Origin of the sequence: Gottfriedia acidiceleris (assembly GCF_004138285.1) — a bacterium.
Classification (GTDB): domain Bacteria; phylum Bacillota; class Bacilli; order Bacillales; family Bacillaceae_G; genus Gottfriedia; species Gottfriedia acidiceleris_A.
In genome coordinates this window covers 100,742-117,142 of record NZ_SCFN01000007.1, presented here as the reverse complement: position 1 = coordinate 117,142, position 16,401 = coordinate 100,742, and the positions used below count along the sequence as shown (strand labels likewise).

Here is a 16,401-nt window from a genome sequence, read left to right as displayed (position 1 = left end):
AGAATATTTTAAATTTTTATATTTAAAGGGGGTAGTTTTTCTTGAATTTAGTTGAAACACTGTCACAATCAGCTTTGAGGCATCCTGAACATTCTGCTATTATTTTTGAAGGGCAGACATTTTCATACTCAACACTAGAGACCTATATTACGAAATTTGCGAGTGGCCTCTCAAAATTAGGGATTGAAAAAGGAGATAAAGTAGCTCTAGTTGTTGGTAATTCTCCTCATTTTATTATAGCGCTATATGGTGCGTTAAAGGTTGGAGCGGCTGTAATACCGGTAAATCCTCTTTATGCACCAGATGAATTAGTATACATATTAACAAACGGCGACGCAAAAGCAGTTATCACCTTAGACTTATTTCTTCCACTAGTAGAAAAAGCTTCACCGATTCTTCCTAATATCGATCACTTCATTATTTGTGAAACAAAGCAAGAAAATCCTTATGAATTTAAGAACAATAAATTGAAATCGTTTACAAATGTAGTTGGACTTGGAGATATAGATTTCAAAGGACCTGAATTACATGATGATGATTTAGCAGTCATTTTATATACTTCTGGTACAACAGGAAAACCAAAAGGAGCTATGTTAACGCATAAAAACCTTTATTCGAATGCTATGGATGCTGGACATTTCTTAAGCTTTTCAAATACAGAAAAGGTAATTGCAACTTTACCTGCTTTCCATGTATTTTGTTTAACTGTAGCTTTAAACGCGCCTTTAATGTATGGAGCTACTGTTATTTTAGTGCCTAAATTTAGTCCAAAAGAAATATTTGATATTATTCGTACATACAAAGCAACTGTATTTGCAGGTGTTCCAACAATGTATAATTTCTTATATCAATTCCCTGAAGGAAAGACTGAAGACTTTGAGTCAATTCGACTATGCATTTCAGGTGGATCATCTTTGCCTGTTTCACTTTTAGAGAATTTTGAGAAGAAATTTAATGTAATTATTTCAGAAGGTTATGGATTGTCAGAAGCTTCACCTGTTACAACATTTAATCCATTAGACCGTCCGAGAAAAGCAGGATCAATTGGGACAAATATTAGCAATGTTGAAAATAAAGTTGTTAATGAACTTGGTGAAGAAGTTCCAGTAGGTGAAGTTGGTGAATTAATCGCCCGCGGACCTAATATTATGAAAGGCTATTATAATATGCCAGAAGAAACAGCAATGACGATTCGAGATGGTTGGTTATATACAGGTGACCTAGCAAGAAAAGATGAAGATGGTTATTTCTATATTGTCGATCGTAAAAAAGAATTGATTCTTGTTGGCGGCTATAATGTATACCCTCGTGAGGTCGAAGAGGTAATATATAATCATCCAGATGTTGTTGAATGTGCGGTGATCGGATTACCAGACGATAATTTTGGAGAAAGTGTAAAAGCTTATGTAGTTTCAAAAAACCCTTCATTAAGCGTGGAGACCTTGGCAGAATATTGCAAGGCACACTTAGCAAAATATAAAGTACCAAGATCAATAGAGTTCATACCTGAGCTACCAAAAAATGCAACTGGTAAAATACTTAGAAGAGCATTGAAAGATTCAGTTAGACAATAATCTTGGTATCGAGGAGAGAGCCCTTTTGGGTAATCTCTCTTTTTTAATAGGGGAAATAATGTTGTAATACTAATCTTTTAAAAACTGATCGTGCAGATAAAGTCTAATCTGCAAATAAAAATAACAAATCTTTAAATAAGATAAAAGATTACTCATACCAGTTAAGTTATTACACACTAAAAAATGGACTGTAGTTGATCCTTTCAAATGGAAAACATCCAATACTGTTTTAATTCTTTCAAATTTAAATAAAAAATTGATTCAAGTCTGCTAATTATTTATAAATTAAAGTTAAACCTATACTAGAAATGAAAAGTACTTCCGATATACCTACCTCACATCTTATATCTCACTCCATTAAAATAGATTACTAACTCCTAGTTATTTATAAAAACTGTTTATGGTCTGCCCAATTTATTCTACTTAGTGTTGGATGGAACTTTTTACGTTTGATAAAGGTTGCATCTTTATTTTCCAAAAAATCGCTTCAAAATAGAAAAAGGTATTTAAAAAATATAATAGGTTGAAGTTCTAAAAAATTGGACAAAGTTGATAATATAGAATGGGGGGAGATTTTATGAAAAAAGCAACTAAATCTAAATTAACCAAATTCATCTGTCTAGGCTATCTCATTTATATCATTTTAGTCCTGTTATATTTTTATGTTTTTACGACTTCTGACCTACCTTCAAAATATAAAGGAACATTTGTTGATCCACATACATTCATGAATCATAAGGAAGCTAATTTAAGCTCTAGTTATAGCACTTTAAAAAATGTTCTTTACTTTATTACCTTACCGATTGATTGGATTGTATTATCACTTTTATTATTAAGTGGCTCAATTGAAAGATTAGGTGACTCATTATCTAAGTTGACTAGATTTAAGTTTATACAAGTTTTTTTATATTTCTTCTTTGTCTCGGTCGCTACATATATCGTTACATTTCCAATTGATTTCTATCGATTTAAATTATCGACGAAATACGGATTGTCTGTTCAATCATTTAATGCGTGGATGAAGGATGAAATGATTAGTTTTTGGATAAATTTTGGAATGATGTTTTTTGTAATGTATGTAGTATATTTGTTAATCAAAAAACAACCGAAGAAATGGTGGCTAACTGCATGGTTATTAAGTATTCCCTTTACGATTTTCTTAACATTTATTCAGCCTGTAGTAATTGATCCCTTATATAATGATTTTTACCCATTAAAAGATAAAAATTTAGAAAAGAAAATTATTACCCTTGCTAAAGAAGCAAATATTCCTGCACATCGAGTATATGAAGTAAATATGTCAACGAAGACAACTACTTATAATGCATATGTTACTGGTATAGGTAAAAACGCTAGGATTGTATTATGGGATACAACTCTTAAAGGTTTAACTGAAGATGAAATTATGTTCATCATGGCTCATGAAATGTCACATTACGTCCACAAAGACATCTATAAATCAATGTTTGGTATGCTAGCAGGTAGTTTAGTCGGTCTGTATATCATTCATTTATTAATGAAGTATGCACTAACAAAGAGTAGGAGCAGTCATTCAACCGAAAAAATGGCCGTCATCCTAACCTTATTTTTGATCATTAGTGGAATTGTAGGCTTTATTTCTGATCCGATATCAAATGCATTTTCAAGAAGTGCCGAGAAAAGAGCAGATCTATATGCAGTTAAGCTAACACATGATCCGGAGGCAGGGATTATAGCGTTTCAAAAGTTATCTAAAAACAGTTTGTCTCAAGTAAATCCACCATTTTTAGTGAAATTGTTTAGATATGATCATCCGACTATGTTGGAAAGAATGAAGTATTTAGAGGCAGCTGAAAAAAGAAACAACAATAAATAGATTAAATTCTTGTTGATTGTTTAGCTTGTAGATTGATTGGTTTTGTACCAATATCTACAAGCTTTTTCTGTATTATGGAAAATTTTATTTGAGAAAAATTTAAAAGCCCTTCAAATGTCTTAATTGTACAATAGTTGATTTTAGTAAAATATAGTAAAGTTTAACTTGTTATTCCAATGATGTTATAAGTAACAAAAATTCTTTAAAAAGTTAAGCTGTCGAAATTTCTTTTGGAAATATTTTCAGAATTTAATATCCATTTTGAATACTCTGTTATATAATAACATAAGTAATCAATATCTGTTATATAACTGAATGGAGGAATCATATGACAACTGATCTTTCAAAAATCAAAGTTCTAGGTAATCATGTAGAGGGTTCAACTGACATTCTTACGACCGAAGCATTAAGTTTTTTAGAGCAATTACATCTGAAATTTGATCAACGTAGACAACAGCTGTTATTAAACAGAAAAGAAAGAATGTGTTTTTTACAAAATGGGGGTAAGCTCCAATTTTTAGAGGAAACAAAACACATTCGTGAAAGTGAATGGACAATTGCACCTATTCCAGAGGATTTACAAGATCGAAGAGTAGAGATAACAGGACCAGTTGATCGAAAAATGATTATCAATGCATTGAATTCTAATGCGTTTGTTTTCATGGCTGATTTTGAAGATGCTACTTCTCCAACTTGGGAAAATATAATTTCGGGTCAGGTTAATTTAAGAGATGCTGTGAATCGAACAATTTCACTTCATTCAAATGGAAAAACATATAAGTTAAAAGAGAAGCCAGCTGTACTATTAGTTCGACCAAGAGGCTGGCATTTAGAAGAAAAACATATCACTGTAAATGGTGAAAATATGTCTGGTAGCTTAGTAGATTTTGGACTTTATTTCTTTCATAATGCGAAACAAGCAATAAAAAACGGCTCAGGACCTTATTTTTATTTACCAAAAATGGAAAGTTATTTGGAAGCAAGATTATGGAATGATGTTTTTTTATTTGCTCAAAATGAATTGAATATACCTGTTGGAACTATTAAAGCAACTGTATTAATCGAAACTATTGCTGCTTCATTTGAAATGGATGAAATACTTTATGAATTAAAGGACCATTCAGCAGGATTTAATTGCGGCAGATGGGATTATATTTTTAGTTTTATAAAAATGATGCGATACGACAAATCAATTATTTTACCTGATCGATCTGTTGTGACGATGGAAGTACCTTTTATGCGTTCATATTCTCAAAAAGTTATCCAAACTTGTCATCGTAGAAATGCTCCGGCAATTGGAGGAATGGCAGCTCAAATTCCAATTAAAGATGACAAAGAGCGAAATGAAGTTGCGTTTGAAAAGGTAAGAAAAGATAAAGAGCGTGAAGCAAAGGATGGACACGATGGTACTTGGGTAGCTCATCCTGGTTTAGTAACTGTAGCACTTGAACAGTTTAATCGATATATGCCTAAACCAAACCAGATTCATAGAAAACGTGAGGATGTTAATGTAACTGAAGCGGATCTTTTAGAGATTCCTAGTGGTGTTATTACTGAACAAGGTCTCAGAACAAATATAACAGTTGCGATTCAATATATTGAAGCATGGATAAGTGGTCGTGGCGCGGTGCCGCTATACAACTTAATGGAGGATGCTGCGACTGCTGAAATATCGCGTGCGCAAATTTGGCAATGGGTGCGTCATGAAAAAGGTGTTTTAGAGGATGGTACAAACATTACTTTACAATTAGTGGATTCATTAAAAAATGAAGAAATGATGAAGCTTCAACTAGAAATAGGAAAAGAACAATTTGAATCAAAACGATTTAGTGAAGCAATTGAATTATTTGATGAGTTAATTAGCAATGATGAATTTGCTGACTTTCTGACTTTAAAAGGATATAACTTTTTATAAAATTAGGAGGAAATGAATATGAAGAAAAATCGTGAAATGCGTATTGCTGAATTACAAGAAAGCTGGGAACTTGATTCTAGATGGAATGGTATTACAAGAACATACACTGCTGAAGATGTCATAAAATTAAGAGGATCAATCGATATTGAACAAACATTGGCAAAAAAAGGCGCGGAAAAATTATGGAAGCTTTTAAATGAAGAAAGCTATGTTAATGCGCTAGGAGCATTAACTGGAAATCAGGCAATTCAACAAGTAAAAGCTGGTTTGAAGGCTATTTATTTAAGTGGTTGGCAAGTAGCTGCTGATGCGAATCTTTCAGGTCAAATGTATCCAGATCAAAGCTTATATCCGGCAAATTCTGTACCAGCAGTTGTAAAACGAATTAATCAGGCCTTCCAACGTGCAGATCAAATTCAATTTGTTGAAGGTGGAGAAGAAATCGACTACTTCGCACCGATTATGGCAGATGCAGAGGCTGGCTTCGGTGGACAATTAAATGTATTTGAACTAATGAAAAGTATGATCGAAGCAGGAGCGGCAGGTGTACATTTTGAAGATCAATTGTCTTCGGAGAAAAAATGTGGCCATTTAGGTGGGAAAGTATTATTACCAACACAAACAGCGGTTCGCAACTTAATCTCTGCTCGTTTAGCAGCGGATGTAATGGGAGTTCCTACCCTTATTGTTGCACGAACTGATGCTGATGCAGCAGATTTAATTACAAGTGATATTGATCCAGTCGACCAACAATTTATTACAGGTGAAAGAACACCTGAAGGTTTTTATCGTACAAAAGCGGGGTTAGATCAAGCAATTGCTCGTGGTCTTGCTTATGCACCGTATGCAGACTTAGTTTGGTGTGAGACGTCAGAGCCAAACTTAGAAGATGCAAAACGTTTTGCAGATGCTATTCATGCAAAATTCCCAGGTAAATTACTAGCTTATAACTGCTCACCTTCATTTAACTGGAAGAAGAAACTAGATGACGAAACAATCGAGACATTCCAACAACAAATTGCAGCAATGGGTTATAAATTCCAATTCGTTACCCTTGCTGGTTTCCATGCATTAAACTTTGGCATGTTTGAATTAGCTAGAAACTACAAAGATCGTGGAATGGGAGCATATTCAGAACTTCAACAAGCTGAATTTGCAAGTGAACAATATGGCTATACTGCAACAAGACACCAACGTGAAGTTGGAACAGGATATTTCGACCAAGTAGCTCAAGTTATTACTGGAGGAACTTCATCAACAACAGCTCTTAAAGGTTCTACTGAAGAACAACAATTTTCATCTAATTAATTAGTAAAAAACCACTTTTTTCAATTGTGAGAAAGGTGGTTTTTCTATTGGCTTTTATCCTAAAATTTAGTAAACAATGACACTTTTGTTAAAGTATTTAAAAAATGATTTTACAAATAAAGATTTGTGATATTATTTCTCTAACATCAATGTTGCTACTATACTTCATGTTAAAAATTTTTTTATCTGATCTTGTTAACTTATTTGTTGGCCTTTAATTTTAATTATTTAAGAGACCGTATTGAAGCCAACAAAATTTAACATTTCAATACTAATAACAGAAGGAGTTGTAAGGATGAATCATGTGAAAGGACAAGTTAAAGTATTAAATGAGTACGAGATTAATAAGTCAACAATGGCAATCATTCCAGAATTTACAGTCGATTTAGTTGTGATTTCAAAGGTATATGAAACAGATGATAATTTTTATGTTTTAATGAAACCAATTGAAATTATTGAAAGAAGCTGTGCTTATTTCGGGAGTAGTTACCGGGGTAGGCGTGAAGGAACTAAACAAATGATTTCCATCACTCACAAACCACCAATAGCGATCAGCTCAATGAATCAAATTTTCTTTTTCCCCACTTCATCTTCTTTAAAAGTAGAATGTTCTTGGATCTCCTACAATCATGTTGCTAATTTCAGAGGCGGTAAATATAATCGATCAGTTGTTGAATTTTTTAATGGTGTTGAACTTCCATTAGAAATATCTCGTGGTTCATTTGAAAACCAATTATATCGAACTGCACATTTAAGGGCAATTTATGAAGATCGGCTCAATCCTGAAAATATCCAACAGAAATCTTATAAATTAATCCCTGATAACGAAATTACTTCATATATAAAAGGAATATCAGTACACGAAAAATAAAATTGAAAGATTAAACTTTTGACTACTTAACATTGAGTAAAGTAGTTTTTTTCTTTATTAGATAGTTTATTAGAATTACATTAAGCATCATTAGGAACAAATTAGTAAAAAAAAATTTATAAGATAATCAGTCAAATTATTACAAAAAATACTAGTTAGAATCATTTATTATTATTGAATAAATAGTTATATGTGATAATGTTAACAGTAAGGATATCTATTTAGAAATACGGCTTAAGGAGAGATTCATATTTAAATGAACGTTTTTGACTTAAAGGCTTTTTTTACAGAAGAACATTTTTTACATCTCATTCAACAGTACAAAGATTATGGTCCATTAGTTGGAATATCAATCCCTTTTATTGAAGCAATTTGTCCAGTTTTACCTTTGGTCATTTTTGTATTTGCTAATGCAGCAGCATTTGGTCCTTTATTAGGTTTTTTATATTCATGGATTGGTTCTTGCTTAGGTTCCATTTTACTATTTTATGTTGTTAGAAAATTTGGTCAGAAACGATTTTTTTCATTTGTAAGTAAGCATAAGAAAGTAGAATCATCAATAGGGTGGATTGAAAAAAGGGGATTTGGTCCAATTTTTATTATGTTTGCATTTCCGTTTTCACCATCTTTTTTAATAAATATTGTAGCTGGTTTATCACGTATTAAAATATCACAATTTCTAATCGCATTAGTACTTGGGAAGTTTACTATGATTGCGATGATTAGTTATTTAGGGAAAGATTTAACTTCAGTGTTTCAAAACCCGATTAAAGCATTGTACATAGGAATTTTTATATTCGTATTATGGATTGTTGGAAAAGTGATTGAGAAACGTATGGACATCAAAGAAAAAACAACAGAGAAAAAGAGTGCGTCTCAATCATCTGATGAGCAATAAAGCATTATTACTCAAAAGGGAGAGAGCAACTTTATGCTAAGAAAAGAAGTATTTGACTGGGGAAAAGCGATCATTATTGGGATCGCAATTGCTTTTATTATAAGAACGTTCTTATTTTCTACATATGTAGTTGATGGAGAATCTATGATGCCAACTTTAAAGGATGGAAACCTACTAGTTATAAATAAATTTGGATATGAAATTGGTGATATTAACAGATTTGACGTAATTGTATTTCATGCAAATAAGCAAGAAGATTATGTTAAACGTGTCATTGGTTTACCTGGAGATTCAATAGAATATAAAGATGATCAGCTTTATGTTAATAATAAAAAATGGAATGAACCATATTTAAATGATTACAAGAGTTCTTTAAAAGGAACACCTTTTACAGCTGATTTTAATTTAAACGAAGTTACAGGTAAAACGAAAGTTCCACCAGGCTATGTTTTTGTTGAAGGGGACAATCGACCAAAAAGTTATGACAGTCGTTTGTTTGGATTTGTAAAAATTGATAAAATTGTAGGGAAGGTTGACCTACTTTATTGGCCACTTTCAAGTTTGAATACGAATTTTAACAAATAAGCTCCTTATGGGGGCTTTTCTTATTAATTACACAATTAGATTGTGTTATAAAACGAGCCCGTGGAGTGAAAATCAACAAAACACTTTTTACGAAAAAAACGACCATTATTCTAATACATTAAGGAGGGGATTTTATGTCGTTTCAATTTATATTAGGACGTGCAGGTAGTGGAAAAACGCATCATATTTTAAATGAAATTACAAATAGATTAAAGAATGAAACAAAAAATATCATCTTTATTGTACCTGATCAAATGACATTTCAGATGGAATATGAATTAGTTAAAAGGCAGGAAAAAAAAGCAATTATTAATTCTCAAGTTTTTAGTTTTACTCGATTAGCTTGGAAGGTTTTACAAGAAACAGGTGGAATCAGTCGGATTCATATTGGTGAAATTGGAATTTCTATGATTCTTCGAAAGATTATTGAAGAAAAGAAAGAAGAATTGAAAATATTTCAACACGTTGCTGATCGACAAGGTTTTTATAAGGAACTAACAGGTCTTATTGCTGAGTTTAAAGGTTTTCAAGTTTCTTCAGATGAATTATCCTCCGTTATTTTACAAATGGAGCAAAATTCATCAAAGGATCATATCTTTATCCAACAAAAGATAAATGATATTCAAATAGTGTTTGATGCTTTTAATACATATATGAAAGATAAGTATCTTGATTCAGAAGACTATTTAAATTTATTGATTCAAGAATTACCTAAAAGTGAGTATATAAAAGACAGTATTATTTATATTGATGGATATTATGACTTGGCACCCCAAGAGAGAAATGTAGTTGAGGAGTTAATGAGATATTGTAGTGAGGTAAAGTTCTCTCTAACAATCGACCGGCAATATGATGATTTTTTACCACATGAATTAAATTTATTTTATAAACCAGCGCTTCTATATCAACAAATTAAAGAGATTGCTTTAAAGACAAAGCAAACAATAGAGCAACCTGTTATTTGTCATCATAACTTTAGAAATCAATCGAATGATTTGAAGTATTTCGAAACGAATTTTGATAACAGACCAGTTAAACCTTCGTTTGAATCAGATGGAATTAAGATTATGTCGGCATCTAATCGTCGAGCTGAAGTAAATGGGATTGCGAAAGATATTATTAATAAGGTACGTGATCAAGGATACCGATATCGTGATATAGCAATTTTCTTAAGAAATGGAGATTCGTATTCACATTTGATTTCAACTATTTTTCATGCGTACCAAATACCCATTTTCATAGAAGAAAAGCGTTCAATGCTAAGGCATCCATTATTTACGTTTTTACAAGCTACTTTCGATATCATTCAAAAAAATTGGAGATATGAATCAATCTTCAATGCATATAAAACGGAATTAGTATATCCATTTGAAAGTAATCGTGATAAGAATCGTGAACAGCTCGAGTTATTTGAGAATTATTGCATGGCGTATGGAAAGCAAGGGAAAAAGTGGACGATTGAAGAGCCGTGGAAGTATCGAAAGTATCGCTCAACTGAAGGAATTGATAAAGGGATAACAAATGAAGAGCTAGAATTCGAGGCATTAATTAATTCAGTAAGAGATTTATTAGTAAAGCCAATTCTTACATTTCAAAGCAATCTAAAGCAAGCAAAAAATGCGAGAGAAATGTGTGTAGCTTTGTATGAGTTTGTTGAATCACTAGATATTTCAAGGAAGCTTCAACATTTAAAGGATGATGCTGAAAATCGATCCAATTTAATTGAAAGCAAAGATCACGAGCAAGTTTGGAAAGGGTTTATTCAACTTTTAGATGAATGCGTTGAATTAATTGGAGAAGAAAAGCTGTCTCGTAAAACATTTTTTGAAATTCTTCAAACTGGTTTTCAATCACTTCAATTTGCGAATGTTCCTGCATCATTAGATCAAGTAAACATAGCTGCTTTTGATCATTCAAGATTACAAAATGTAAAGTGTGCTTATATCATTGGTGTAAATGAAGGTGTTATTCCAAGGAAGGCTAATGAAGACGGATTATTAGGCGATACTGCCCGAGAGTTTTTACAATCATTTGGTGTGGAAGTAGCACCAACAAGTAAGCACCAATTATTTGTAGAAAATTTTAATATCTATACTGGAATTAATCGAGCAAGTCATGAGTTAATAATTAGTTATCCGTTAGCAAGTGATGATGGGAAAAGTCTTGCCCCATCAAATCTCATCCAAAGAATAAAATCGATTTTTCCAAATATACAACAACGATTTGAAAGTGGAGACTTAACATTTAGTTCCGTAGAAGAACAGCTAAGATCTATAGCCAATTATGGTACAGCGTTAACGAATTTAGTATCTCAGCTTCAAGTTTGGTCGACTAAGGAAACTGAAACGAATATGGATTTATGGTGGACGCTTTATAATGTCTTACGAGAAAATTCTGATTCAAAAGATAAACTGTATAAAGTGATAAGTAGTGTTATGTATAACAATGTTGCAAAGGATCTTGGAGAAGATTTAAGTACAGAATTATATGGCGAAGAATTGAGTGGATCGGTATCACGAATTGAGCTTTTCCATCAATGTGCATATGCCCATTTTGCACGATATGGTCTAAAGCTTCAAGAACGTGAGATTTATAAGTTTGAATCATTTGATATGGGTCAATTATTCCACAGTGCTTTAACAATTATTGGAGAGAATCTTTTACAGGCTGGGAAAAGTTGGAGTAGTTTAACGAATTCAGAATGTGATGAATTAGCAGCAAAAGTAGTAGATGAAATTTCTCCAAAGTTTCAACGTGAGATTTTGCTAAGTACGAATCGATATATGTTTTTAAAGAAAAAAATGAAGGATGTTATTGCTAAAGTATCCTCAATTTTAAGTCAACAAGAGCATGCAGGTAAATTCGTTCCTGTTGCTTTAGAAGTTCCATTCGGTATGGGTAAACAGTTAAATTCTTATGAACTTCCGATTGATGGGAAGAGAAGAATGGTATTAAATGGCCGAATTGACCGAATTGATAAAGCAACAAGTGAAAAAGGCGATTACTTACGAATTTTGGATTATAAATCAACGAAAAAGGAATTAAAATTATCAGATGTTTACTACGGACTTGCTTTACAGTTACTAACTTATTTAGATATAGCTGTAGCAAATTCAACAACTTTACTTGGAAAACACGCGGACCCTGCTGGTATTCTTTATTTCCATGTTCAAAATCCGATAGTTAAAGTTAAAAATAATATCGAACTCGATGAAATTCAGGATGAGATCTTTAAAAAGTTTAAAATGAATGGATTACTATTAGAAGATCGTGAAAGTAATACGTTAATGGATGAAGCATTAATTCAAGACGGAAGCTCTTCAAAAATTGTGCCGATTAGGCTTAAAAAAACCGGAGAGTATATGGCTAAATATTCAAAAACGGTAAAGCCTGAACAATATCCAATGATGACGAATTATATAAAGCAAAAATTTACTGAAGCTGGTCAGCAAATTTACAACGGTTTTGTAGAAGCAAATCCATATCAGCAAAAAGATAAAATACCATGTACATATTGCTCGTACCAATCGGTATGTCAATTTGATGCGAATGTAAAAGGAAATGAATATCGTGTTCTACCTCCTTTAGAAGATAGCGAAGCATTACAAAAAATGATCGAGGTGGTGAATAAAGATGAGTAAAGAAGAAAATAACGCAAGTAAAACAACATGGACAGTCGACCAGCAAAAAGCAATCGATTTCGAAGGGTCAGATATTCTTGTAGCCGCTGCCGCTGGTTCTGGAAAGACGGCTGTTCTTGTTGAACGAATTATTCAAAAAATCATTCGCGATGAAAATCCAATAAATGTTGATGAATTACTTGTTGTTACTTTTACAAAAGCAAGTGCCCAGGAAATGAAAGAAAGGATCGGGATTGCATTAGAGAAACAACTTGTAAATAATCCTGAATCTGATCATTTAAGGAAACAAGCTTCTTTGTTAAATAAAGCTTCAATCTCAACTATTCACTCTTTTTGTACTGAAGTCATTCGATCAAATTATTATATGGTAGAATTGGATCCAAACTTCCGTACTGCAGAAGAAATTGAGATTCAATTACTGATGGATGAAGTGTTAGAAGAGTTGATGGAGTCAGAATACAGTGACGAATCTAATTTAGTCTTCTTTGATTTAGTTGATCGATATACTAGTGATCGAGATGATAATGATTTACCAAAGTTAATATTAAAGCTATATCGTCATGCAATTTCTAACCCAAACCCGAGTGAGTTTTTAAATGCTTTTATTAATCAATATAATATAGTGAGCAAACCAGTTGATGAGATCCCTTTTATTAAAGAGCTTAAGAAATTTATTCAAGAAGATATGATTGCTTGTATAAACACTTATAAACAAGCATTAGATATCATTGAAAGTCCTGATGGCCCAATTAAGTATGCTGAAGTGTTTAAAGAGGAGTATGGTAATTTAGAATGTTTATTTCATGCTTCAGATAAATCATGGGAAGAAATTAATGTTGGTATACAAAAAATAGTATTTAATCGATTGCCAACTATTAAAAAGACAGAAGGAGATCAACAGAAAAAGGAATTAGTAGCGAATTTCCGAAAAGATGTTAAAAAGAAGATTGATGATATAAGAGATAAGTATTTTAGTCGAAGTATTGATATTCAATTAAAACAAATAAGTGAATTAAAGCCTTTAGTTGAAAAGTTAATTGAACTTGTTAATCGTTTTATCGTGTTATTTAAACAAGCAAAATTGGAAAATGGAATTTTAGATTTCAATGATTTAGAACACTATGCACTTGAAATTTTAAAGGAAAAAGACGAAAAAGATTTATTAGTACCTTCATCGGTTGCAAGAGTTTACCAAGAAAAGTTTAATGAAGTGTTAGTTGATGAATATCAAGATACGAACTATGTACAAGAATCGATTTTAAGATTAATCACAAAAGGCACGGGAGCTTCTGGTAATCTTTTTATGGTTGGAGATGTTAAGCAATCAATCTATCGCTTCCGATTAGCAGAACCACAGCTATTTATAAATAAATACAATTTATATGAAAAAGAGAAAAATGACAGAACTGGCTTGAGAATCGATTTATCTAAAAACTTTAGAAGTAGAGCGGAAGTATTAGATGCAACCAATTTTATTTTTCAACAAATCATGGGAAGAGAAATTGGTGGAATTGAGTATGATGAAGATGCGATGTTAAAGCTTGGTGCGAGCTATCCTGAATACTCGGATTGCGCTTCTGAATTAATCTTATTAACGAATTCGGATGAAGAAGAAAATGAGCCTGAGTACAGTGAACAAGAAGGTGATGATCTTGTTGAGGAAAAGCTTGAACAAATAGAGGCAAGGTACGTAGCGAGAAGAATAAAGGATTTAGTTGAAAGTGAATATTTAGTAACGGAAAAGACTGGAGAAATGAGACCAGTAAAATATAATGATATTGCTATTTTAGGCCGGTCATTATCGAATGCTGATTTGTATATAGAAGAATGCAAAGCGCTAGGTATACCGCTATATGCTGAGAAATCAAAGGACTTATTTCAAACAATTGAAGTGGCCGTCTTTTTAAATTTATTAAAGCTAATTGATAATACGATACAAGATATTCCGCTCGCATCTGTCCTACGTTCTCCAATTGTTGGTCTTTCGGAACCGGAATTAACGATGATTAGACTTAATCATAAAAATGGATCCTTTTACGATGCATGTCAAGATTATCTAAATAATTATGAAAACCGTCATAAACAACTTTCAATTAAATTAGTAAATTTCTTTACACAAATAAAGGAATGGAAACGACTCGTTAAAAGGGAGACACTTTCAATCTTTATTTGGAAGGTATTAAAGGAATCTACATACTATGACTTTGTCGGAGGCTTACCAGGAGGTAAACAAAGGCAAGCAAATTTAATTACAATATTTGATCGAGCTAAAGCATTAGAAGAATCAAATTATAGAAGTCTATTTCAGTTTTTAAGATTTTTAGATCGTATGCAAGAAAGAGATGAAAAGCTAGATGAGGTTCGTATTTTAAGTGATCAAGAAAATGTCGTTCAAATGATGACAATCCATAAAAGTAAGGGATTAGAGTTTCCTGTCGTGTTTGTCGTGAATACATCTAAGCAATTTAATATGCAGGATTTAAGGGCAAAATTCATTTTACAAAAGGAATTAGGTCTAGGTATGAATTTTGTACATCCTGCGTATCGTACGACTAATTCAACTCTTTTGAAGGAAACAATCAAGCGCAAGGAACAAGAAGAGTTAATTTCGGAGGAGTTACGAATTCTTTATGTTGCATTAACTCGTGCAAGAGAAAAGCTTATTTTAGTAGGTAAAGTAAATGATGCACAAAAAATGATTGAAAGATGGAAGGAAGTTGAAAACCATAAAGAGTGGCTTCTACCATTAAACGTTATTAGTGGTGCTAAAAGTTATCTAGATTGGATTGGTCCTTCTATCATTCGTCACGATTCTAGTAATGCAATTAGACTCGAAGATGATTTGTGGCATACAAAAAATGAAATTCAGTTTTACCCATGTCGCTGGAATTATTCAATTGTAGATGCTTCTACAATTCAATCATTAGAAGCTGAGGAAGTAGAAAATAATAAAGTCGAAGTATTTCAAGCATTTCAGTTAAAGGAACCGATTCAAATTAATAATGATGAGCTTCATGAAAAACTAGAGAATCAATTAAACTGGCAATATAATCATAGGCAATCAACTCTTTATCGACCAAAACAATCTGTTACAGAATTAAAAAGAAAAATGCAAGAGGAGGATCCATATAGTCAAAGTTTTACAGCGACTAAATCAAAAGATTTTCCACTTGAAAGACCGAAATTTATGACAGAACAAAAAATGAACTCAGCTGAAAAAGGAACTGCTACCCATGCTGTTATGCAAAATTTAGATTATCAATTTGTTTCATCTCATGAAGAAATCAAAGATCAGATAAATAGTATGGTTTTAAAAGAATTAATTACACAAGAGCAAGGGGAAGCTGTAAATAGCCTGGAGATTTTTGAATTCTGTCAGTCAGAGCTTGGTCAATTAGTGACAAACTCAAATCAAAATATGCGTGAAGTACCATTTAGTTATGGTGTTTCAACAAATGAAATTTATAAAGATTGGAAGGAAGAAGAGGAAGTTGTATTAATCCAAGGGATCATTGACTTACTTTTAATTGATGGGGACGAGGTTATATTAATTGATTATAAAACCGATCGAACTGGAGCGTTTGCAACAAGCGATGCCTTGAAGCAAGAAGCAATTAGAAGATACGGTGTTCAACTCGATCTTTATTCAAAGGCAATTGAAGCGGGTATGGATAAAAAGGTTAAAGCTAAATATCTATACTTTTTTGATGGTAGTCATATTGTAGAGTTATAGAAAAAAGCGATGCATTTTGCA

General features: G+C 32.3%; 9 protein-coding genes. All 9 read left to right on the top strand.

Going from position 1 to position 16,401, the window contains the following annotated elements:
* Positions 1-41: 41 nt before the first annotated feature.
* The gene (locus EP747_RS12495) at positions 42-1,574 is read left to right on the top strand and encodes a fatty acid--CoA ligase family protein (protein ID WP_129690406.1); all 1,533 of its coding nucleotides are present in this window, start codon (positions 42-44) and stop codon (positions 1,572-1,574) included.
* Between the two features lie 577 nt (positions 1,575-2,151).
* Complete coding sequence (locus EP747_RS12490; protein ID WP_129690404.1) at positions 2,152-3,429, top strand: M48 family metallopeptidase; 1,278 nt, start codon at positions 2,152-2,154, stop codon at positions 3,427-3,429.
* Positions 3,430-3,757: 328 nt separating this feature from the next.
* Positions 3,758-5,344, top strand: a complete 1,587-nt coding sequence (aceB, locus tag EP747_RS12485; RefSeq protein WP_129690402.1) for a malate synthase A — start codon at positions 3,758-3,760, stop codon at positions 5,342-5,344.
* Between the two features lie 18 nt (positions 5,345-5,362).
* Complete coding sequence (gene aceA / locus EP747_RS12480; protein WP_129690400.1) at positions 5,363-6,652, top strand: isocitrate lyase; 1,290 nt, start codon at positions 5,363-5,365, stop codon at positions 6,650-6,652.
* Between the two features lie 295 nt (positions 6,653-6,947).
* Positions 6,948-7,523, top strand: coding sequence for a competence protein ComK (locus EP747_RS12475; protein WP_129690398.1), 576 nt, complete (start codon positions 6,948-6,950; stop codon positions 7,521-7,523).
* A gap of 256 nt (positions 7,524-7,779) precedes the next feature.
* Positions 7,780-8,421 carry a TVP38/TMEM64 family protein gene (locus EP747_RS12470; RefSeq protein ID WP_129690396.1) on the top strand — a complete coding sequence of 214 codons (642 nt, stop codon included), beginning with the start codon at positions 7,780-7,782 and terminating at the stop codon, positions 8,419-8,421.
* Between the two features lie 33 nt (positions 8,422-8,454).
* Positions 8,455-9,006 carry a signal peptidase I gene (lepB, locus tag EP747_RS12465; RefSeq protein ID WP_129690394.1) on the top strand — a complete coding sequence of 184 codons (552 nt, stop codon included), beginning with the start codon at positions 8,455-8,457 and terminating at the stop codon, positions 9,004-9,006.
* A gap of 134 nt (positions 9,007-9,140) precedes the next feature.
* Positions 9,141-12,647, top strand: coding sequence for a helicase-exonuclease AddAB subunit AddB (gene addB / locus EP747_RS12460; RefSeq protein WP_129690392.1), 3,507 nt, complete (start codon positions 9,141-9,143; stop codon positions 12,645-12,647).
* On the top strand, positions 12,640-16,380 hold the full coding sequence (gene addA, locus EP747_RS12455) for a helicase-exonuclease AddAB subunit AddA (RefSeq protein WP_129690390.1): 3,741 nt from the start codon (positions 12,640-12,642) through the stop codon (positions 16,378-16,380). Before addB ends, addA begins: the two co-directional genes overlap by 8 nt.
* The last annotated feature ends 21 nt before the right edge of the window (positions 16,381-16,401 follow it).